This is a genomic window from Sphingomonas sp. ABOLE (assembly GCF_003950455.1).
GTDB lineage: Bacteria > Pseudomonadota > Alphaproteobacteria > Sphingomonadales > Sphingomonadaceae > Sphingomonas > Sphingomonas trueperi.
This window is the reverse complement of record NZ_QQWY01000049.1, coordinates 1-20,859: the sequence shown is the minus strand read 5'-3', so window position 1 is coordinate 20,859 and position 20,859 is coordinate 1. Positions and strand designations below refer to the sequence as shown.

Genomic DNA, 20,859 nt, shown 5'->3' with positions numbered 1-20,859 from the left:
GCCGTAGCGGCAGACGATCAGGCCGGGCCGATTTCCAGCCGCTTGGCCAGCGTGTCGCGGCGCGCGTCGAGTTCGTGCCGGGCGCGTTCGATCAGCTCCAGCTCGGTCGCCTCCAGCAGGTCGTCCACCACGCCGCGCAGGTGCCGCCGCATCGCCGCGCGGGCGCCGTGCGGGTCGCGGGCGTGGAGCGCGTCGAGGATCGGGCGATGCTCGTCATAGCGCGGGTTGACGCCGTTGCGCCGCGCACGATCGAACATGTTGGCGCACAGCGGCGAGCGGGTGCGCAGTTCCCACAGATATTCCACCACGCTGCGGATCGCCGAATTGCCCGTCGCATTGGCCACCGCGATGTGGAAGCGGTGATCGGCGTCGAACAGCGTCGCGTTGCCGGTCGCGGGATCGGCCATTTCCTCGGCGATCTGGTCGAGCTCGGCCAGCTGCTCGGGGGTGATCGACACCGCCGCCAGCGCCGCCGCCTCGCCTTCGAACAGGATCCGCGCCTCGGTGAGGTCGAACGCGCCGATGTCGAGGTTGAGCGCATCCTCGCGCAGCCCGCCCGAGCTGTCGCGATGGGTGACGTAGAGGCCCGAGCCGTGGCGCGCCTCGATCCAGCCCTTCATCTCCAGCGCGATCATCGCCTCGCGGATCGTCGGCCGGCTGACCTTATATTCCTCGGCGAGGTCGCGCTCGCCGGGAAGGCGGGTACCGGGGGCCCAGCGGCCGCTCTCGATACCGTCGGCGATCGACGCGGCGACGCGCTGGTAGAGCTTGCTTCGGTTCAGTTTCATCACCGACTCTCATAGGCGAGCGATGGATTTTCGCAAAGCCTTTGGCCTTACCAATCAATCCCGAAAACGATCAGGCAAGTAACGTCCGGGATCGAGCGTCGGGATCTGGCCCAGCAGCAGCTGGCAGGCCAATCGGCTTGCCGCCGGCGCGGTCTGGATGCCGAAGCCGCCCTGCCCCGCGCACCAGAAGAAGCCCGGCACCGCCGGATCGAGGCCATAGACCGGCCGCCGATCGGGGGCGAAGCTGCGCAGGCCCGCCCAGCGATGCTCGAGCGCGGCGACGCGCCAGTCGACCACCTGCTCGAAGCGGTGGATGGCGGTGGCGATGTCGATCTCCTCGGGGGCGGCATCGCAGGCTGGGCTGTCCACTTCGTCATGCGGGGTGAGCCACAGTCGCCCGCCCGCCTCGGGCTTGAAGTAGAAGCTGCCTCCAAGGTCGCTGACCAGCGGGCAGCCGGCAGGCGGCGCCGGATCGGTGCGCAGCTGGACCATGGTGCGACGATAGGCGCGGATGCCGATCGGCGCCGCGCCCGCCAGCACGGCGACTTCGTCCGCCCAGGCGCCCGCGGCGTTGACCAGCAGGTCGGCCGCGAACGCCCCGCCCCGTGTGTCCAGCCGCCAGCTGCCGGCCTCGCGCACCGCGCCGGTCAGTCCGGCCGAACAGTGCAGCACCGCCCCTGCAGCCTTGGCGCGCGACAAGAAATACTGATGCAGCGCGGCCACGTCGATATAGGCGCAGCCGGGCTCGTGGACGCCGAACGCCCAATCGTCGCGCAGGCCCGGCACCATGGCGTGCGGGTCCGCCGCACGGAGCGCGACGCCGCTGCCCTCGAAGGCTGCGAGGAAGGCATCGACTCGTCCCTGGTCGCCCGCCCGCGCGAGATGCAGCTCGCCGAGCGGATCGAGGAACCCGCCCTCGCGCAGCATCGCGCCCGAGGCGGTGGTGAGCGGCTGGATGTCCGGCCCGCCATAGGTTTCGGACCAGAAGGCCGCCGAACGCCCGGTCGCGTGATAGCCGGGCCGCTCTTCCGCCTCGAGCAGCAGCACCCGCGCATGGGGGCCGAGTTCGGCGGCGAGGCTCGCGCCCGCGATGCCCGCCCCGACGATCGCGACGTCGAACCGGGTCATCGGCGCGGCGCCCGCGCATCGAGAAAGCCGTCGATCGCCGCCAGCGCGCGGTTCCGCACCGGATCGGCCTCGCGCAGGATCTCGTGCGCGCTCTCGGGCCCGAACCGCAGCAGCTCGGCCTCGGGCAGCCGCGGCGCGATCCGCAGCGCGGCGCGGGCGTCGACCAGCCCGTCCGCCTCGGCGATGACGAACAGCAGCGGCGTGCGGACCGACTCCAGCGACGCCGCCTGTAGCGCGGCCATCGATCGGAACGCCGCGACCAGCCATTGCCAGCTCGGCGCACCGGTCAGCAACGTGCGGTCCCGCGCCTGCCACCACAGCTCGTCGGCATAGCGGGCGGGATCGTGGGTGAGCAGATTGGCGCGAGTCTCGGTCGCATAGGGCTTCTCGTTGCCCTTCCATGCCGGCCGCCGCGGATCGCCGAGCCGCGCCAGCACCCGCGCGAGCGGCGGCGCCAGCTTGCCCAAGGCGCTGCGCACCCCCAGCATCGGCGCGATCAGCACCGCGGCGTCGGGCGCAATGGCGCCCTCGGCCAACCCGCGCAGCACCAGATGCCCGCCCATCGAATGGCCCATCACCACATGCGTCCCCGGCGTCTCCGCCTGCCACGCAGCGGCAAAGGCGCGGAGATCGGCGATGTAGGTCGCGAAATCGTCGATATGTCCGCAATCGGCCTTGGGGGTGAGCCGCCCGGACCCGCCCTGCCCGCGCCAGTCGAACGCGGTGATCGTCCAACCCTGCCCGTGCCAATGCGCAAAGCTTTCGATGTACTTCTCGAAAACGTCACCGCGCCCGCTCTGGAACAAAATGCTCCCGCGCGGGGTGCCCGCTGCCGGCCAGTGGAAGCGACGGAGCGGCCAGCCATCGGGGGCACTCCAGCGGTCGATCACCGCGCCGTCGGGTATCGCACGCGCAAAATTCCGGGAAACTGCCATGCCGCGTGGTTACGGTTTCGTAAGCCGGTCCGTCTACCCATTTGGCCCATGGGGGCGATCATCCAGGCCTGTCTGCTCGTCGCGCTGGCGCTGCTCCTGCTCTCCGCCGGGATCGAGGACGTGCGCTTCCGCACCATCGCCAATGCCAAGAACGCCGCGATCGCGCTCGCCGCGCCGCTCTGGTGGTGGGCGAGTGGGCTGGCACTGTGGCCGGACATCGCCCTCCAGATCGGATGCGCCGCGATCGTCTTCGCGCTGTTCATCGCCGTGTTCGCCATGGGCGCGATGGGCGGCGGCGACGTCAAGCTGATCGGCGCGCTCGCGCTGTGGCTGCCGCTGGCGCCGCTGCTGCGCATGCTGGTCCTGATGTCGCTGCTCGGCGGCGCGCTGACCCTGGCGATGCTGCTGACCCAGCGGCTCCGCGGGCGCAGCGTCGGCGCGATCGAGGTGCCGTACGGCGTGGCGATCACCCTGGGCGCCGGAATTGTCCTCTACGAACCGATTCTTAACCGGATTGGGTGATGCTTAACGCCGCCACAACCGGGTCGGCCAACGAATACGAAAAGGCGTGATTCAACATGGACGCACGTAGGCTATTGCTGCTCGTCTGCGCGTTGCTGGTCGCCGGCATCACCGCGTTCATGGCGCGCACGCTGGTGCTAGGATCTGCCGCACCCGCCGCCGGGGCGATGGCACCGGGCGCCCCCGCCGCGGCCGCCGCCGCGCCGGTCAACACCACCGAAGTGCTGGTCGCCAAGCGCGCGCTGCCGGTGGGTACGATCCTCGACGCCACCGCACTCGAATTCCGCCCCTGGCCCAAGGACCTCGTCGAAGGCGCCTATTATGTCCGCGGCCAGAGCGAGCCCGCCAAGCTGCAAGGCGCCGTCGTCCGCTTCGCCGTGCCCGCCGGCCAGCCGGTGACCCAGGGCGCGCTGGTCAAGCCCGGCGACCGCGGCTTCCTCGCCGCCGCGCTCGGCCCCGGCATGCGCGCGGTGACCGTCCCCGTCTCCGCCCAGAGCGCGGTTGCCGGCTTCGTCTTCCCGGGCGACCATATCGACCTGATCCTCACCCAGACGGTGAGCGGCGACGGCCCGCCGCTGCGCGCCTCCGAGACCGTGCTGCGCAACCTGCGCGTGCTCGCCACCGACCAGCGCACCGACAAGCAGACCGACGACAAGGGCAAGACCGTGGTCACCGCCTATTCCACCGTCACCGTCGAGGCGACGCCCAAGATCGCCGAGAAGATCGCGGTCGCCCAGACCGTCGGCACGCTGTCGCTGTCGCTGCGCTCGCTCGCCGATACCCAGACCGACCTCGACGAGGCGATCGCCAGCGGCGCGGTGAGCGTGCCCGATGATCCCAAGAAGGAAAAGGCGTTCCTGGCCCGTGCCACCAGCCGGCCGCAGGACGACAGCGACTCCTATGTCACCGGCGCCGATGTCTCGCGCTTCCAGCGCCGCACCGTGCCGGCCACCCAGGGCGCTCCCTCCGGCATGGCCGCGCCCGCGCCGGCCATGGTGAACAGCGCGCCAGTCGCGGCGCAGCCGATCGGCACCGTGGTCCGCGTCGTGCGCGGCAGCGATGCCAGCCTCGTCCCCGTCGGCGGAAAGAACTGAGATGCAGCGCACCCTTCCCCTCGGCGCCGCGGCCCTGGTCGCGCTGCTCGCCGCCTCGCCCGCGCTCGCGCAGAACCGCAGCGCCAAGCCCGTCGCCCGGATGGCGCAGCTGCCCGCCGGCAGCCAGCGCCCGGCGCACGAGGTGCTGCTCTCGATCGGCGAGGGCGAGCTGGTCACCCTGCCCGCCGCTGCCGCCAATGTCTGGACCTCGAACCCCGGCGTCGCCGACGTCTATGTCGCAAGCACCCGGCAGATCCACCTCTATGGCAAGGCGTTCGGCGAGGCGACGGTGTTCGCCACCAATGCCGCCGGGGCGGTCGTCTATTCGGCGAACATCCGCGTCAGCCAGAACATCAGCAGCATCGATGCGATGATGAAGGCGGCGATGCCGGATGCCGACATCACCGTCACCACGGTCGGCCAGATCGCGGTGCTCAACGGCACCGTCCGCTCGCCGCAGGACAGCGAGCAAGCGCAACGGCTGGTCACCGGCCTGCTCAACCCGGGCGTGAATATCAACGACGCCAATGCATCGCTCAAGATCGGCGTGGTCAACCGGCTGCGCACCGCGACGCCGCTGCAGGTGCAGCTGCAGGTCCGTTTCGCCGAGGTGAGCCGCAGCTTCGTCAAGAACCTCAACGTCAACCTGACCAACCGCGATCGCGGCAGCTTCCTGTTCGGCATCAGCCAGGGCAAGGCGGGCACGATCACCACCAACACCGGCACCACCGCGGACCCCGCCACCGGCGCGCCGCCGGGGGCCAGCATCTTCTCCTTCCCCGCGCCCAGCACCGGCAACACCATGCTCGGCGCGGCGGGCCGCTTCCTCGGCACCGACCTACTCGCCAGCCTCGATTTCGGCGAGACGATCGGCCAGGTTTCCACCCTCGCCTCGCCCAGCCTCACCGCGCTGTCGGGCGAGACCGCGAATTTCCTCGCGGGCGGCGAGATCCCGATCCCCATCGCGCAGGCGCTCGGCACCACCACGGTGGAATACAAGCAGTATGGCGTCAGCCTCGCCTTCACCCCCACGGTACTGGCGGACGGGCGCATCTCGCTCCACGTCCGCCCGGAAGTGTCGCAGCTCTCTTCCTCGGGCGCGGTGACGCTGGCCAACACGACCATCCCCGCGCTAACCACCCGCCGCAGCGAGACGACGGTGGAGATGGGCTCGGGCGAGAGCATGGTGATCGGCGGGCTGCTCCAGAACAGCCACAACAACTCGATCACCAAGACGCCGGGTCTCGGCGACATGCCGATCCTCGGCGCGCTGTTCCGCTCCAACGCCTTCCAGCGCAACGAGACCGAGCTGGTGATCGTGATCACCCCCTATCTCGTCCGCCCGGTCAACGCGAACCAGATCCGCCTGCCGACCGACGGCTACAAGGCGCCGAACGACTTCGATCGCATCTTCCTGGGCTCGCTGGCCGAAGGCAAGTCGGGCGGCGAACGGCCGATGCCGAGCATGGCGCCGCAAAGCGCGGCGCCTGCCACCGGCGCGCTGGCCCCGGCACCGGTCGCGCCGGCCAGCCGTCCTGCCAAATCCAAGAACGCCGCCGCCGCGCCGGGCTTCGGCCTGTGATGCGCCCGTCGAGGAGAACCGCCTTGTTGCCGCGTCCCGCTCTCGCCCTGCTCGCCCCCGCGCTGCTGCTCGCCGGTTGCGCGGGCTATAATGGCGACCTCGATTCGATCCACCAGCCGATCGTCAGCCGCCAGGACCTGACGCTCGACCTCCAGGCAGACGGCAGCCGCCTCGCCCCGGGCGAAGAGCGCCGCCTCGCCGAATGGATGGGCGCGATGAACCTGCGCTACGGCGACCGCATCGCGATCGACGACGGCGCCGACGGCAGCACCGGCCGCAGCGACATCGCCGCCGCCGCCGGAGGCTACGGCCTGCTGCTCGCCGACCACGCCCCCGCCACCGGCCGGCCGGACGCGCCGGGCACCGTCCGCGTGGTGCTCACCCGCACCAGCGCCGCGGTGCCGGGCTGCCCCGACTATCGTCATTTCAGCGGCGCGACCGCCGATGCCAGCACCAGCTCCAACTTCGGCTGCGCAACTGCGTCGAACCTCGCGGCGATGGTCGCCGATCCGGCCGACCTCGTCCGCGGCGCCCCCGGCGCCCCCATTGCCGACCCGCTGACGGTCAGCAAGGCGATCGGCGCCTATCGCGCGGCCGCGCCCAGCGGCGGCGGCGGCGGCACGGTGAAGGGCGAATCGAGCGGAGGGCCGAAGTGAACGCGCCCTTCAACCCCGGCCGCGCAGCTAGCCGCGATCCGTTCACCGCCTTCGTCTGCGACGAGGCAACGGCCGAGCTGATGCGCCCGATTGCGGTCGAACTCGGCTGGTCGCCGGAGAAGGTCAACAAGGGCGGGCTGCGCAACGCGGTGCAGACGCTGGCCGTCTCCGCCAGCCCGCTCGTGCTGTTCGTCGACCTGTCCGAATCGGGCGATCCGCTCAACGATATCAACGCGCTCGCCGAAGTGTGCGAGCCCGGAACGATCGTGCTCACCGCCGGCGCGGTGAACGACGTGCGGCTCTACCGCGACCTGATCGCCAGCGGCATCCAGGATTACCTGCTCAAGCCGATCAACCCGGACATGCTGCGCGACGCGTTTCTGCAAGCGCAGACCGCGCTGGCGGCACCCAAGCAGAGCGACGCGAGCGCCGGCCGGCCGCACTGCGCGGCGGCGGTGATCGGCACCCGCGGCGGCTGCGGCGCGACCAGCATCGCGACGTCGCTCGCCTGGCTGATGGGCGAGCGCCAGGGCCGCACCACCGCGCTGCTGGACCTCGACGTGCATTTCGGCACCGGTGCGCTGGCGCTCGACCTCGAGCCCGGCCGCGGTCTGACCGACGCGATCGAGAATCCCAGCCGCATCGACGGGCTGTTCATCGAGCGCGCGATGGTCCGCGCCTCCGAACGGCTCGCGGTACTCTCGGCCGAAGCGCCGATCAACGCGCCGATGACCGGCGACGGCGCCGCCTTCTACCAGCTGCAGGAAGAGATTCGCGGCGCCTTCGAGTGCACGATCACCGATCTGCCGCGCCAGATGCTGGTGCAGCACCCGCATCTGATCGCCGACATGCAGGTAGCGGTGCTGGTGACGGAGCTAACGCTGGCCGCCGCGCGCGACACGATCCGCATCCTCAGCTGGTTCAAGTCCAACGCGCCGCAGACGCAGATCTTCCTCGTCGCCAACAAGATGCCGCAGCCCGCGCTGCTCGAGATCAGCCGCAAGGAATTCGAAGGGTCGATCGAGCGCCCGATCGATTTCGTCGTGCCGTTCGAACCCAAGCTCGCCGCCCAGGCCGCGAAGCTGGGCAAGCCGATGGCGGAAGTGGGCCGCACCAATCGCGCCATGGCCCCGATCGGCGAGCTTGCCGGCCGCATCCTTGAGATCACCGATGCCGGCGCCGAAGGCGAGCGCAAGCAGGCGGCCAAGGGCGGCTCGCTGCTCAGCAAGCTGGGCGACCTCAAGGCGCTGATGGCGAGCAAGAAGAAGTAGGCCGATGCCGCTGCTGCCGCTCCTGATGCTGGGCCTGGGGGTCGCCGCGGTGCTCGTGCTGCTGGTGCTGGCGCTGTCCGGCCCCTCGGCGCAGCGCGCGAGCGCACGGCGGCTGACCTCGCTGCGCGACCGGCACATGGTGAGCGCCAACGGCGCCAATGCGATGGAAGCGCAGCTGCGCCGCATCTCGACGACGCAGGCGAGCGGCTTCGACCTCACCTTCGCGCGGCTGCTGCCCAACCAGGAACAGCTCGAAAAGCGGCTGGCGATGACCGGCAAGAGCTGGACGCTGGGGCAATATGGCCTCGCCACGCTGGGCCTCGCGCTGGCGGTGGCGGTGCTGCTGCTGTTCGAAGGCGCGCCGCTGCTGCTCTCGATCGTGTTCGGGTTGTTCCTCGGGCTGGGGCTGCCGCATTTCGTCGTCGGCTTCCTGATCAAGCGGCGTGTCGCCAAGTTCACCGCCACTTTCCCCGACGCGATTGACCTGCTGGTGCGCGGCCTGCGCTCGGGCCTGCCGATCACCGAGACGATCGGCGTGGTCGGCTTCGAGATGCCGGGGCCGGTGGGCGAGGAATTCCGCGCGATCAGCGACAAGATGAAGATCGGCCGCACACTCGACGCGGCACTCCAGGAAACCGCCGACCGGCTCGGCACCCCCGAGTTCCAGTTCTTCACCATCACCATCCAGATCCAGCGCGAGACCGGCGGCAACCTGGCCGAGACGCTGAACAACCTGTCCGACGTGCTGCGCAAGCGCGCGCAGATGAAGCTGAAGATCAAGGCGATGTCGTCGGAAGCCAAGGCCTCTGCGATCATCGTCGGCGCGCTGCCCTTCATCGTGTTCGGGCTGATCTGGTCGATCAACAACGAATACATGATGCACTTCTTCACCGATCAGCGGCTGATCGTCACCGGCGGCGGCGGGCTGATCTGGATGGCGCTGGGCGCCTTCATCATGGCCAAGATGGTCAATTTCGAGATCTGACGGCGATGGCACCCACCCAAGGCCCCACCTTGCTCGGCATCGACGTCCTCTGGGTCGCGACGATCCTGTCGGCGGTCGCGGCGTTTGCGGTGCTCGTCGCCATCTATGCCGCCACCACGGTGCGCAACCCGATGGCGCGTCGGGTGAAGATGCTCAACGAACGCCGCGAGCAGCTCAAGGCCGGGATCGTCGCCACCCCGTCCAAGCGCCGCGCCAAGCTGGTCCAGCGCAGCGACACCACCGACCGCATCCGCAGCTTCCTCAGCTCGCTCAAGGTGCTGCAGGACGAGCAGGTGAAGGCAGCGCAGGTGAAGCTGCTCCAGGCCGGCATCCGCAGGCGGGAATGGGCGGTGGGCGTGATCCTCGGCCGGCTGGTGCTGCCGATCCTGTTCGGCGGGCCGATGCTCTACTTCGTCTACGGCACCGACATGTTCGCCGACTGGAGCCCGCTCAAGGCCTATGGGCTGGTCGCGGGCAGCTTCATCCTCAGCTACAAGGCGCCCGACCTCTACCTCAAGAACCGCATCCAGAAGCGCACCGACGCGATCCGCAAGGGCCTGCCCGACGCGCTCGACCTGCTGGTGATCTGCGCGGAGGCGGGCCTGACCGTCGATGCCGCCTTCGGCCGCGTCGCCAAGGAACTCGGCCGCGCCTATCCCGAACTGGGTGAGGAATTCTCGCTCACCGCGATCGAACTCGGCTTCCTCACCGATCGCCGCGCCGCGTTCGAGAACATGGCGATGCGCATCAATCTGGATGCAATTCGCGGTGTCGTTACAACCATGATCCAAACCGAGAAATACGGCACCCCGCTCGCCTCGGCATTGCGCGTCCTTTCTGCAGAATTTCGTAATGAAAGAATGATGCGGGCGGAAGAAAAGGCCGCGCGTTTGCCTGCGATCATGACCGTTCCACTGATTCTGTTCATCCTGCCGGTCCTCTTCATCGTGATCCTCGGCCCCGCCGCCTGCTCGATCAATGATTCGCTGATGCATTGACGTTTACGGAACCGAAGGCGCGGTGACAGGTTGTTGGCGGGTTGCCGGGAGCCCGACTGATGACCGACTTGCCCTACACCACCCCCTTGCAGTTCATCGGCCTCGCGCTCGCGCTGGTCGCCGGCTGGCTGCTCGGCCTGGCGAGCAGCAACGCCGGGCGCCGCTGGCGCGAGCGCTACGAGGCGGAGCGCGACGCGCACCAGGCGCTGCGCGAGGAACTCGCTACCGCCAACACCCGCATCCGCGATCTGGAGGCGGCCAATTCCCGGCTGGAGCGCACCATCGCCGATCGCCGACCGGCCACGCCCGTCGCGGACCCGGCGCCGACCAAGCGCGATTCGGCCGTTCGCAGCTGGTTCTACGGCGGAACCGACGTGCTTGCCCGTATCCGCGGCATCGACGAGCATCGCGAGCGCCAGCTCAACCAGCTCGGCATCCAGCATTTCCGCGACATCGAGGAACTGCCCCGCGGCGACGAGCTGCCGCTGGAGGAACGACTCGGCCTGCCCCACGGCACGATCGTCGACGAGCGCTGGCGCGAGCAGGCAGCACTGCTCCGCGCCGGCGAGACCGACGAGCACGCGCGCAGGTTCGGCCACCACGCCTGAAAATGTCTTACAATAGAGGTTGACTGTCGCCCGGGCGCAACGCTCGGGCGTTTTGTTGTGCGCGCCGTTCCGGCGAGAGCGCTCGGCCGCACTCCAAGCGGATTCTCGCGATAATGCCCGCTTTACCGCCCTTTAGCGCTCTATTTTTGCAAGAATGAAAAGGCGAAGGCACTGATAAAATTACCTGGCGTGCCATAACCGATCCCCTACCTTTCATCGGAACGTCTCAAATAGGTCATGCGGTCGTAGCCGACTGGCTTGACAACTGGTCAGGCCTCTAGGACATTTGTCGGACCACGAGCAGCAAGCTCGGGACAGAAAAAACAGAGCACCGCAGCAGGGTTTGCCAATTTTTGATGAGGGGTGGTTTGATGTTGAGTCCTTCGACGACCAAGGCGCGTCGCGCCGTTTCCGGTACCAAGTTGGTATTGCTTTCCGCAGGTTGCATCGCAGCGTTGGCGCTAGGCGACCCTGCCTTCGCGCAGACCGACGCCGCCCCCGCTGCGCAGGCTCAGGACGATACCGGCGGCGACATCGTCGTCACCGGCTTCCGCTCGAGCCTCGCCTCGGCGCTCGACGCGAAGCGCAAGGACATCCGCATCACCGACGGCATCTCGGCCGAGGATATCGGCAAGTTCCCGGCGCAGAATATCACCGAGGCGATCCAGCGCATCGCCGGCGTCCAGATGTCGAACATCAACGGCCGCGGCTCGACGATCAGCATCCGCGGTCTCGGCGCGCAATATGCCCGCACCACGATCAACGGCCAGACCTTCGCCAGCGCCGACTTCAAGGACGGCTTCCGCTACGATATCATCCAGACCGATCTCGCCAGCGCGATCCAGGTGGTCAAGTCGCCCACCGCGGACATGGACACCGGCGGCCTGTCGGGCACCGTCAACATCGATACCGTGAAGCCGCTCGCCTATAAGGGCCCGCGCTTCATCGTCGGCGTGAAGGGCTATAATTCCGAATATCGCGGCAAGGAATGGACGCCCAAGGTCAGCGGCGCGTACATCGACAGCTTCGCCGGCGGCACGCTGGGCGTGATGGCGAACGTCAGCTACCAGAAGCTGAAGGATCGCGGCGACTATGTCTTCATCAAGAACTGGTACCAGCCGGGCCAGGTCGTAGCGGACGCCGTCGTTCCGGGCAACATCCGCTATCGCCGCATCGATCGCGATACCGAGCAGCTGATGGCCAGCGGCGCGCTGCAGTGGAAACCCAGCGACAATTTCGAAGCGCTGCTCCAGGGCGAATATTCGCGCGACCACACCCGCTACACCACACGCCAGATGGTGTTCGGCCGCTGGCAGCCGGGCGCGGTGACGGTGAACAGCGTCAAGAACGGGATGGCGACCAACATCTCGATCAGCAGCTTCAACGTCGACAACAACACCCAGCCCGAACTGCGCAACCTGAAGACCCAGGCCTATACCGGCACGATCAACTGGCAGCCGGGCGAACGCTGGAAGGTGCACGCCGTCGCCCACTATACCAAGGGAGACGCGGCGCTGTACGAATGGGCGACCATCGACGAGATCCGCTTCGCCAATGGCGGCACGCTCGACGTTTCGGACCCGAGCAACGTCAAATGGTCGACCGCGAGCCTCACCGACGGTTCGATGTGGAACAGCGCCAACCGCACCTGGTTCGCGTTCGTCGATGGCGCGACGCATATCCAAAGCGCGAAGGACAAGGCCGCCCAGCTCGACGTCACCAGGGATCTCGACTGGCACGGCATCCAGTCGCTGGCCGTCGGCGCCAAGTATCACCACGAAAGCTTCGCGACCAACGCGTATCGCCACGATCGCGATGCCGATGTGGCCGATCCGGTGAAATATCCCGAATATGCCTGGATCCCCAATCTCGGCACCACCGGCCAGCTGGTCGACAACTTCCTGGGCGGCGCGATGTCGATCCCGCACGCCTTCCTTTCGGTCAACGCGGACGAATGGCAGCGCATCCTGGCGTCCAAGGGCATCACCGTGCCCGACGTGCCCGATTGGCCCAGCACCTATCGCGTCGATCGCTACGTGCCGGCCGTCTATGCCATGGCCAATGTGGACACGCAGATCGGCGGCATGGCGCTGCGCGGCAATCTGGGCGTGCGCTACGAGCACACCCGCCAGAACGTTACCGCCAGCGTGACCGACGGCACCGGCAGCGGATCCGCGCTGCTCGGGCAGCAGCATGTCATCCAGAATTATGGCAACGTGCTGCCCAGCGCGAGCTTCGCCCTGGACCTCACGCCGAAACTGGTCGCCCGCTTCGCCGCGGCCAAGGTGCTGGTGCGCCCGCTGCTCAACAGCCAGACGCAGATGGCGGACACGATCAGCACCGGCCAGTCGCAGGGGCGCCGCTTCACCTCGGTCTCCGAAGGCGAATCGCGCCTGAAGCCGCTCACCGCCAACCAGCTCGACCTCAGCCTGGAATTCTACCATGGCCGCGGCAATTCGGTGAGCATCGCCGGCTTCTACAAGGCGGTGAAGAACGGCACCTTCACCCAGTTCTACTGCCCCAGCTCGTACAACGGCGTGGCGCTGAACGGGATCGTCACCGATTGCCAGTCGGCCGATCGAACCGCCGATTACAGCTTCAGCCGCGTGCTGAACGACGGCCGCACCATCCACATCAAGGGCGTGGAGTTCTCGGCCTCCGAGAATTTCGATGCGATCCTGCCGGTCAAGGGCTTCGGCGCCACCGGCAACGTCACGCTGGTGGATACCAATTCGAGCGCGCTGGGCACCGGCTTCAACCTGCGCGACCTGTCGAAGTTCACCGCCAACATCACGCCTTATTGGGAAAACGAGATGTTCAGCGTGCGCTTCTCGGTCAACCACCGCAGCGCGTACAAGCAGGACGCCGCCAGCAGCTTCTTCGTCAACAGCGGCGAGATCCACACGGTGCGCGCGCGCACCCAGATGGACCTGGCGCTGGGCTTCACGCCCAACAAGTGGCTGAACTTCACGGGCGGCATCATCAACCTGAACGACACCCACGAAGACGCCTACCAGACCACCGCGGACACCTTCCAGATGGCCAGCCGCACCGGTCGCACCTTCTATCTGTCGGCCACGACCAAGTTCTGATCGACCGACACCGGGCTGTTCCCGGGGGCGCCCCTCTTCCGCAAGGAAGGGGGGCGTTTCTCGTTTGGGGGGGCGCATTCCGCTTTGACGACAAGCAACGGGACGTGCCGCAGTCCCGACCCCGCTACCCGCCCGGCTCCATCGAGGGAGATCGGACATGACGTTGCTTGCGGACAAGACGGCCATCATCACCGGGGCGAGTTCAGGGATAGGTCGCGCGGCGGCGCTGCTGTTCGCGGCGCAGGGGGCCTCCCTGGTGCTGGTGGCGCGTCGCAAGGAACGGCTAGAGGCGCTGGTGGAAGACATCGTCGCGGCGGGCGGCAGCGCGGTGGCGATGACCGGCGACGTCACCGATGCGGCGACCCACGAAGCTGCCGTCGCCGCTGCGCAGACACGATTCGGCGGGCTGCACATTGCCTTCAATAATGCCGGACTGGTTGGCCCGATGCAGCCGCTTGCCATGATAGACCCCACGGACTGGCAGGCGGTGCTGGCAACCAACCTCACCGCCGCGTTCCTCGGCGCACGCGCGCAGATTCCGGCGATGCTGGCCAGCGGCGGCGGCGCGCTGGTGTTCACCGGCAGCTTCGTTGGCGCGAGCGTGGGGTTACCGGGGATGAGCGCCTATGCGGCGGCCAAGGCAGGGCTGCTCGGGCTGGTACGCGGCATCACCGCCGACTATGCGGCCGCCGGCATCCGGGCCAACGCGTTGCTCCCCGGCGGCACCGCAACGGAGATGGCGGGCGACGACACGCAACGCGAATGGGCCGCGGGCCTGCACGCGATGAAGCGGATCGCTGACCCGGACGAAATTGCGCAAGCCGCGCTGTTCCTGGCGAGTGACATGGCGAGCTTCGTGACGGGTTCGTCGCTATGGGCGGATGGCGGCAATGCCGCGGTGAAGCTGTAGCAAGCGCACGATAGCCCCTCCCCTTCAGGCGAGGGGTTTGCAGGCCGAGCGGTCTAGCGCAACACCGCCCGCGTATAGTTCTCCACCACTTCCGCCAGCGCCCGGCCCTCGCCGTCCAGCACCAGCGCGCGGTGGCGGAGCACATAGGGCGCTAACCCCCCCAGTACCTGCTCCAGCGGCTTGCGGTGCGGGTGGAGCGGGCGGATCACCGCGCCGAACGGGGTATCGCCCTGTTCCAGCGCGGCGTTCATCTCCGGGGTCAGCCGCGCCGGCACATACCAGTTCTCGGCGACCGACAGTGCCACGCCCGCGCAGCTGAGCACGACGCTGCGGTACACGACCCGCTCGTCCGGCCCGATGCCGAGCCGCGTCCGCTGCTCGGGCGTCGGGTCCTTTTGCGCCGTCCGATCGACCTCGGCGACGACCGGAGCACCGCAGCGGCGTTCCAGCACGGCGGTGGCGGTGGGGCTGGCGAGAAGGTCGCGGCTGAGTGCCGCCGCATCGTCCGTCGCTGCCGCTACCGCCACTACCAGCATCACTTTCCTCTTATGGCCGCCTGCGCTGCCGCAAGCCGCGCGATCGGCACGCGATAGGGCGAAGCCGAGACATAATCGAGCCCCGTCTTCTCGCAGAACGCGATCGAGGCGGGATCGCCGCCATGTTCGCCGCAGATGCCGAGCTTGATGTCGGGCCGCGTCGCCCGGCCACGCTCGGCGGCGAGCGCGATCAGCTGGCCGACGCCCTCCACGTCGAGGCTGACGAACGGATCCTTGGCGTAGATGCCCTTCTCGACATAGGTCGTCAGGAAGCGCGAGGCGTCGTCGCGGCTCACGCCGAGCGTGGTCTGGGTGAGGTCATTGGTGCCGAACGAGAAGAAGGCGCCCACCTCGGCGATCTCGCCCGCCATCAGTGCGGCGCGCGGCAGCTCGATCATCGTGCCGACCAGATAGTCGAGCGTGCGGCCCTTTTCGGCGAACACCGCCTGCGCGGCCTTGTCGACCACCGCCTTCATCAGCTCCAGCTCGCGCCGGGTGCCTACCAGCGGGATCATCACTTCCGGCACCGGCGCCGCACCCGACTTCTCCGCCACGGCAATCGCAGCCTCGAAGATCGCGCGCGCCTGCATCTCGTAGATTTCGGGATAGGTCACACCCAGACGACAGCCGCGATGGCCGAGCATCGGGTTGAACTCGTGCAGCTCGGCCGCGCGGCGCTTGAGCGTGTCGACGTCCACGCCCGCCGCCGTGGCGACCTCGGCGAATTCCGCCTCTTCGTGCGGCAGGAACTCGTGGAGCGGCGGATCGAGCAGGCGGATCGTCACCGGCAGGCCGGCCATCACCTCGAAGATTTCGAGGAAGTCGCTGCGCTGTTCGGGCAGCAGCTTCTCCAGCGCGGCCCGTCTACCGGCCTCGTTCTCGGCGAGGATCATCTGGCGGACGGCGGTGATGCGCGCCGAATCGAAGAACATGTGCTCGGTGCGGCACAGGCCGACGCCCTCGGCGCCGAACTCGCGCGCGGTGCGGCAGTCGAGCGGCGTCTCGGCATTGGCGCGCACCTTGAGGCGGCGGACCTCGTCGGCCCAGGCCATCAGCGTGCCGAAATCGCCGGACAGCTCGGGCTGCACGGTCGGCACCTGGCCGGCCATCACCTCGCCGGTGGCGCCGTCGATCGTCACCATGTCGCCCTCGCGGACCTCACGCCCGCCGACGCGCATCACCTTCGCGCGCGCGTCGATCGACAGGCTGCCCGCACCGGAGACGCAAGGCCGGCCCATGCCGCGCGCGACGACCGCCGCATGGCTGGTCATCCCGCCGCGCGCGGTCAGGATTCCGCGCGCGGCGTGCATGCCGTGAATGTCCTCGGGGCTGGTCTCGACACGAATCAGGATCACCGCATCGCCGGCATTGGCGCGCTTCTCCGCCGTGTCGCTGTCGAACACCGCAAGGCCCGAGGCGGCGCCCGGCGAGGCGGGCAGGCCCTTGGTAAGCACGTCGCGCGACGCCTTGGGGTCGAGCGTCGGGTGGAGCAGCTGGTCGAGCGCGCCCGGATCGACGCGCAGGATCGCCTCCTCGCGGGTAATCAGCCCCTCATTCGCCATGTCGACCGCGATCTTCAGCGCCGCCTTGGCGGTGCGCTTGCCGCTGCGCGTCTGCAGCATCCACAGCTTGGCGCGTTCGACGGTGAACTCGATGTCCTGCATGTCGCGGTAATGGGTTTCGAGCCGGTCGAACACCGCCGCCAGCTCGCCATAGACCTCGGGCATCGCCTCTTCCATCGAGGCGGGCTTGGCGCCTGCCGCCTCGCGGGCGGTCTTGGTCAGATATTGCGGCGTGCGGATGCCGGCGACGACGTCCTCGCCCTGCGCGTTGATCAGGAACTCGCCATAATAAGCGCGCTCGCCGGTCGAGGGGTCGCGGGTGAACGCCACGCCCGTCGCCGAGGTGTCGCCCATGTTGCCGAACACCATTGCCTGCACGTTCACCGCCGTGCCCCAGTCGGCCGGAATGTCGTTCAACCGGCGATAGACCTTGGCGCGCTCCGACTGCCACGAGCCGAACACCGCGCCGATCGCACCCCAGAGCTGGTCGTGCACGTCCTGCGGGAACGGCTTGTTCCACAGCTCCTCGACGATGCTCTTATATTCGGCGACCAGCGCCTGGAGGTCGCTGGCCGACAGCTCGGTATCAAGCGTGAAGCCGCGATCTTCCTTGGCGATCTCCAGCGCTTCCTCGAACCGGCCATGGTCGAGACCGAGCACGACATCCGCATACATCTGGATGAAGCGGCGATAGCTGTCCCAGGCGAAGCGGTCGTCGCCGCTGGTCGCGGCTAGGCCCTGCACCGTCTGGTCGTTGAGGCCGAGGTTGAGGACGGTGTCCATCATCCCCGGCATCGAGACGCGCGCGCCCGAGCGGACCGAGACGAGCAGCGGATCGCCCGCATCGCCGAACTGCTTGCCGGTGATCGCGGCGATATGCGCGATGCCGTTCGCCACCTCGGCCTTCACGCTCTCGGGGAAGGTCTCGCCTTCCTCATAATAACGCGTGCACATCGCGGTGGAGATGGTGAAGCCCGGCGGCACCGGCAGCCCGATCGAGGCCATCTCGGCAAGGTTCGCGCCCTTGCCGCCGAGCAGATTCTTGTCGCCCGCACCACCGTCCGAAACACCACCGCCGAAGCGGTACACATATTGCGTCATTCTGATCCCCTTCCGATCGAAGCGCCCTTTCAAGACAGAAAGGGCGCTACCGCAGGTGCGAAGAAGGCGGAACCGCTGACTACGTTGTCGGTATCCGATTATTTCGGGACCGTGGCAGTTTCAGGCCAATTTACGGGATATTAATCGTACAATTAAGCCCCTCAACCTTCGATCTTGGCGAAGTCCGCGACCTTGTGCACTGCGTCACGCATCCGCGCGAGCAGGCCGAGGCGCGCGGCGCGCTTGGCGGGATCAGCGTCGTTGACGGTCACCTGATCGAAGAAGGCATCGATCGGCGCGCGCAGGATGGCGAGCGCGGCCATGGCGTCCTCGAACTGCTCGGCTTCAATCGCGGCGGTCGCCTTGGGCTCGGCGGCGTCGAGCGCGGCGGCGAGCGCGGCCTCGGCGGGTTCGGGCGCGGGGTTCACGGCGCCGGCTTCCCATTCCTCCTTCTTGAGGATGTTCGCCGCGCGCTTGTAGCCGGCGAGCAGGTTGGCGCCGTCCTCGGTCGTGACGAACGCCTGCAGCGCCTTCACCCGCGCGAGCAGGCGGACGAGATCGTCCTCCCCGCCGAGCGCGAACACTGCGTCGATCAGGTCGTGGCGAACACCGGCTTCGCGCTGCTGGACCTTGAGGCGATCGGCGAAGAAGTCGAGCACCTCCTGGCTGACCGAACGCAGCAGCGGGAAGCGCAGGCCGTTGTCGAGCAGGATAGCGAGCACGCCCAGCGCCGAGCGCCGAAGCGCGAACGGATCCTTGGAGCCGCTCGGCTTGAGGTCGACGCCGAAGAACTGGGTGATGCTGTCCAGCTTGTCCGCCAGCGCCACCGCGACCGTCACCGGATCGGTGGGGACGTCATCGCCCTGCCCGACCGGCTTGTAGTGATCGCGGATCGCCGCGGCGACCGCCGGGTCTTCCCCTTGCGCGGCGGCGTAATAGCCGCCCATCAGGCCCTGCAGCTCGGGGAACTCGCCGACCATGCCGGTGACGAGGTCCGCCTTGGCGAGTTCGGCCGCGCGTCGTGCCAGCGCCGGATCGCAGTTCGGCACGATTTTCTCGGCCGCCAGCCACTCGGCCAGCTTCGCGACACGCGCGACCTTGTCGGCCACCGTGCCCAGCTTTTCGTGGAAGACGATCTTCTCGAGCTTCCCCACCTGATCGGCCAGCTTCACCTTGAGGTCCGTCTCGTAGAAGAAGCGCGCATCGCTCAGCCGCGCCGCCAGCACCTTCTGGTTGCCCGCGACGATCTTCTCGCCGCCATCGGCCGCGTCGATGTTCGCCACGCAGACGAACGCGTTGGCCAGCTTGCCAGCAGCATCGCGGCACACGAAATATTTCTGGTTCACCCGCGCGGTGAGCTGGATCACCTCGGGCGGCACCGCCAGAAAGGCTTCGTCGAAGCGGCCGAGCAGCGGCATCGGCCATTCGGTCAGCCCGGCATTCTCGAACAGCAGGCCCTCGTCCTCGATCAGGCTGAGCCCGGCCTTCTGCGCCGCCATCTTCGCGCCCAGCGCGATGATGTTGCGCCGCTCGGCACCATCGACGATGACATGGCAGGCCCGCAGCTTCTCGAAATAGTCATCGGCCGAACCGATAGTGATGACACCCGGATGGTGGAAGCGATGCCCCACCGTCGCCGCACCGCTCGCCACGCCCGCGATTTCGCACGGCACCACGTCGCTGCCGAACAGCGCGACGATGCCCTGCAGCGGCCGCACCCAGCGCGGGCTCTCGGTGGAGAGCGACGGCGCGCCCCAGCGCATCGACTTGGGCCAAGGGAAAGCACGGATCACCGCGGGGATCGCGGCGGCCAGCACGTCCGCCGTCGCGCGGCCGGGCTTGTCGACGATCGCGAACAACACGCCGTCGCGCTCGACCAGCTGGTCGGCGGTCAGGCCGGTCTTGCGCAGAAAGCCTTCGAGCGCCTGGGGCGGCGCGCCGACGCGCGGGCCCTTGGTCTCCTCGGAGACCGCGGCGGTCTGCTCGGGCAGGCCCTTGAGGATCAGCGCCAGCCGGCGCGGCGTCGCGTAGGACACGACCTCGGCCGCCTTGAGGCCGGCCTTGTCCAGCTCGGCGGCGAACAGGCGGGCGAGATCCTCCCGCGCCTTTTCCTGCATGCGCGCCGGGATTTCCTCCGAGCGAAGTTCGAGAAGAAAGTCCGTCACGCTGCCCACCCGTTCTTTTCCATCCACGCCGTGCAGGCGCCCTTCGCCAGATCGCGCACCCGGCCGATATAGGCCTGGCGCTCCGCCACCGAGATGACGCCGCGCGCGTTCAGCAGGTTGAAGATGTGGCTCGCCTCGATCGCCTGCTCATAGGCCGGGATCGGCAGCTTCGCCTCCAGCGAGCGCTCGCACTCGGCCGCGGCCTTGCGGAACAGGTCGAACAGCGCATCGGTATCGGCGATCTCGAAGTTCCACTTCGACATCTCGCGCTCATTCTCCAGGAACACGTCGCCATAGGTCACGCCCGCGTCGTTGAAGGCGAGATCGTACACGCTGTCCTTGTTCTGGATGTACATGGCGAGGCGTTCGAGCCCATAGGTCAGCTCGCCCGCCACCGGCTTGCAGTCATAGCCGCCCATCTGCTGGAAATAGGTGAACTGGGTGACTTCCATCCCGTCGCACCAGACTTCCCAGCCCAGGCCCCAGGCGCCGAGCGTCGGCGATTCCCAATCGTCCTCGACGAAGCGGATGTCGTGCTTGGTGAAATCGATGCCGATCGCGGCCAGCGAGCCGAGATACAGCTCCTGCAGGTCGGGCGGGCTCGGCTTCAGGATCACCTGATACTGGTAGTAATGCTGGAGCCGGTTGGGGTTCTCGCCATAGCGGCCGTCGGTCGGGCGGCGGCAGGGCTGGACGAAGGCGGCGTTCCACGATTCCGGCCCCAGCGCGCGCAGCGTGGTGGCGGGGTGGAAGGTGCCGGCGCCCATCCGCATGTCATAGGGCTGCAGGATCAGGCAGCCGCGCGTGCTCCAATAGTCATGGAGCGTCAGGATCATGCGCTGGAAGCTGAGAGGTTCGGACAAGTTGGTCACCCTGTGAGGTTTGGGGAGCGCTTTGGCGCAGGGCGCGGAGGGGGTCAACCGGGG

17 protein-coding genes are annotated in these 20,859 nt (G+C 68.1%); 10 read left to right on the top strand and 7 right to left on the bottom strand.

What is annotated here, in order from left to right; genetic code table 11:
- Positions 1 to 17 precede the first annotated feature (17 nt).
- Genes CA234_RS21220 through CA234_RS21210 form a run of 3 tightly spaced genes read right to left on the bottom strand, consistent with a single transcriptional unit; the run spans position 18 to position 2,851 of the window.
- The gene (locus tag CA234_RS21220; protein WP_125972833.1) at positions 18 to 788 is read right to left on the bottom strand and encodes a FadR/GntR family transcriptional regulator; all 771 of its coding nucleotides are present in this window, start codon (positions 786 to 788) and stop codon (positions 18 to 20) included.
- A 54-nt stretch (positions 789 to 842) separates the two neighbouring features.
- A complete protein-coding gene (locus CA234_RS21215) occupies positions 843 to 1,916 on the bottom strand; it encodes an FAD-binding oxidoreductase (protein WP_126002698.1) in 1,074 nt (357 codons plus the stop codon).
- Positions 1,913 to 2,851 carry an alpha/beta hydrolase gene (locus tag CA234_RS21210; RefSeq protein WP_125972837.1) on the bottom strand — a complete coding sequence of 313 codons (939 nt, stop codon included), beginning with the start codon at positions 2,849 to 2,851 and terminating at the stop codon, positions 1,913 to 1,915. Before CA234_RS21210 ends, CA234_RS21215 begins: the two co-directional genes overlap by 4 nt.
- Before the next feature lie 48 nt (positions 2,852 to 2,899).
- Here CA234_RS21210 and CA234_RS21205 point away from each other — a divergent pair, with 48 nt between their 5' ends.
- The 10 genes from CA234_RS21205 to CA234_RS21160 all read left to right on the top strand — a co-directional run bounded on the left by CA234_RS21205 (position 2,900) and on the right by CA234_RS21160 (position 14,569).
- Positions 2,900 to 3,373: a prepilin peptidase gene (locus CA234_RS21205; protein ID WP_206431270.1), complete on the top strand. Its 474-nt coding sequence runs from the start codon at positions 2,900 to 2,902 to the stop codon at positions 3,371 to 3,373.
- Between the two features lie 56 nt (positions 3,374 to 3,429).
- Complete coding sequence (cpaB, locus tag CA234_RS21200) at positions 3,430 to 4,467, top strand: Flp pilus assembly protein CpaB (RefSeq protein ID WP_126002697.1); 1,038 nt, start codon at positions 3,430 to 3,432, stop codon at positions 4,465 to 4,467.
- Between the two features lies 1 nt (position 4,468).
- Positions 4,469 to 6,049, top strand: a complete 1,581-nt coding sequence (locus tag CA234_RS21195; RefSeq protein WP_125972841.1) for a type II and III secretion system protein family protein — start codon at positions 4,469 to 4,471, stop codon at positions 6,047 to 6,049.
- Between the two features lie 26 nt (positions 6,050 to 6,075).
- Positions 6,076 to 6,705, top strand: coding sequence for a CpaD family pilus assembly lipoprotein (locus CA234_RS21190; RefSeq protein WP_342449831.1), 630 nt, complete (start codon positions 6,076 to 6,078; stop codon positions 6,703 to 6,705).
- On the top strand, positions 6,702 to 7,976 hold the full coding sequence (locus tag CA234_RS21185) for a pilus assembly protein CpaE (protein ID WP_125972845.1): 1,275 nt from the start codon (positions 6,702 to 6,704) through the stop codon (positions 7,974 to 7,976). The genes CA234_RS21190 and CA234_RS21185 overlap by 4 nt, the downstream gene beginning before the upstream one ends.
- Before the next feature lie 4 nt (positions 7,977 to 7,980).
- A complete protein-coding gene (locus CA234_RS21180) occupies positions 7,981 to 8,961 on the top strand; it encodes a type II secretion system F family protein (protein ID WP_125972847.1) in 981 nt (326 codons plus the stop codon).
- 5 nt (positions 8,962 to 8,966) lie between these two features.
- Entirely contained in the window at positions 8,967 to 9,959 is a 993-nt protein-coding gene (locus tag CA234_RS21175; RefSeq protein WP_125972849.1) for a type II secretion system F family protein, read from the top strand.
- Positions 9,960 to 10,018: 59 nt separating this feature from the next.
- Positions 10,019 to 10,567, top strand: a complete 549-nt coding sequence (locus CA234_RS21170) for a hypothetical protein (protein WP_125972851.1) — start codon at positions 10,019 to 10,021, stop codon at positions 10,565 to 10,567.
- A gap of 371 nt (positions 10,568 to 10,938) precedes the next feature.
- Positions 10,939 to 13,659 (top strand): TonB-dependent receptor, encoded by a 2,721-nt coding sequence (locus CA234_RS21165; protein ID WP_125972853.1) that lies wholly within the window; start codon positions 10,939 to 10,941, stop codon positions 13,657 to 13,659.
- Between the two features lie 157 nt (positions 13,660 to 13,816).
- Entirely contained in the window at positions 13,817 to 14,569 is a 753-nt protein-coding gene (locus tag CA234_RS21160) for an SDR family oxidoreductase (RefSeq protein WP_125972855.1), read from the top strand.
- Between the two features lie 53 nt (positions 14,570 to 14,622).
- Here the strand turns inward: CA234_RS21160 and CA234_RS21155 are convergent, their stop codons facing one another.
- The 4 genes from CA234_RS21155 to CA234_RS21140 all read right to left on the bottom strand — a co-directional run bounded on the left by CA234_RS21155 (position 14,623) and on the right by CA234_RS21140 (position 20,769).
- Positions 14,623 to 15,105 carry a hypothetical protein gene (locus tag CA234_RS21155; protein ID WP_126002696.1) on the bottom strand — a complete coding sequence of 161 codons (483 nt, stop codon included), beginning with the start codon at positions 15,103 to 15,105 and terminating at the stop codon, positions 14,623 to 14,625.
- Entirely contained in the window at positions 15,105 to 17,768 is a 2,664-nt protein-coding gene (gene ppdK / locus CA234_RS21150) for a pyruvate, phosphate dikinase (RefSeq protein WP_126002695.1), read from the bottom strand. Before ppdK ends, CA234_RS21155 begins: the two co-directional genes overlap by 1 nt.
- Positions 17,769 to 17,929: 161 nt before the next feature.
- Entirely contained in the window at positions 17,930 to 19,933 is a 2,004-nt protein-coding gene (gene glyS, locus CA234_RS21145; RefSeq protein WP_125972862.1) for a glycine--tRNA ligase subunit beta, read from the bottom strand.
- Complete coding sequence (locus CA234_RS21140) at positions 19,930 to 20,769, bottom strand: glycine--tRNA ligase subunit alpha (RefSeq protein WP_125972922.1); 840 nt, start codon at positions 20,767 to 20,769, stop codon at positions 19,930 to 19,932. Before CA234_RS21140 ends, glyS begins: the two co-directional genes overlap by 4 nt.
- Between the last annotated feature and the right edge of the window lie 90 nt (positions 20,770 to 20,859).

Excerpts from the sequence above, each read along its gene's own strand:
- CA234_RS21220 (WP_125972833.1), bottom strand. The coding sequence starts at position 788 with ATGAAACTGAACCGAAGCAAGCTCTACCAGCGCGTCGCCGCGTCGATC.
- CA234_RS21215 (WP_126002698.1), bottom strand. The coding sequence starts at position 1,916 with ATGACCCGGTTCGACGTCGCGATCGTCGGGGCGGGCATCGCGGGCGCG.
- CA234_RS21210 (WP_125972837.1), bottom strand. The coding sequence starts at position 2,851 with ATGGCAGTTTCCCGGAATTTTGCGCGTGCGATACCCGACGGCGCGGTG.
- CA234_RS21205 (WP_206431270.1), top strand. The coding sequence starts at position 2,900 with ATGGGGGCGATCATCCAGGCCTGTCTGCTCGTCGCGCTGGCGCTGCTC.
- cpaB (WP_126002697.1), top strand. The coding sequence starts at position 3,430 with ATGGACGCACGTAGGCTATTGCTGCTCGTCTGCGCGTTGCTGGTCGCC.
- CA234_RS21195 (WP_125972841.1), top strand. The coding sequence starts at position 4,469 with ATGCAGCGCACCCTTCCCCTCGGCGCCGCGGCCCTGGTCGCGCTGCTC.
- CA234_RS21180 (WP_125972847.1), top strand. The coding sequence starts at position 7,981 with ATGCCGCTGCTGCCGCTCCTGATGCTGGGCCTGGGGGTCGCCGCGGTG.
- CA234_RS21175 (WP_125972849.1), top strand. The coding sequence starts at position 8,967 with ATGGCACCCACCCAAGGCCCCACCTTGCTCGGCATCGACGTCCTCTGG.
- CA234_RS21170 (WP_125972851.1), top strand. The coding sequence starts at position 10,019 with ATGACCGACTTGCCCTACACCACCCCCTTGCAGTTCATCGGCCTCGCG.
- CA234_RS21165 (WP_125972853.1), top strand. The coding sequence starts at position 10,939 with ATGTTGAGTCCTTCGACGACCAAGGCGCGTCGCGCCGTTTCCGGTACC.
- CA234_RS21160 (WP_125972855.1), top strand. The coding sequence starts at position 13,817 with ATGACGTTGCTTGCGGACAAGACGGCCATCATCACCGGGGCGAGTTCA.
- CA234_RS21155 (WP_126002696.1), bottom strand. The coding sequence starts at position 15,105 with ATGCTGGTAGTGGCGGTAGCGGCAGCGACGGACGATGCGGCGGCACTC.
- ppdK (WP_126002695.1), bottom strand. The coding sequence starts at position 17,768 with ATGACGCAATATGTGTACCGCTTCGGCGGTGGTGTTTCGGACGGTGGT.
- CA234_RS21140 (WP_125972922.1), bottom strand. The coding sequence starts at position 20,769 with ATGATCCTGACGCTCCATGACTATTGGAGCACGCGCGGCTGCCTGATC.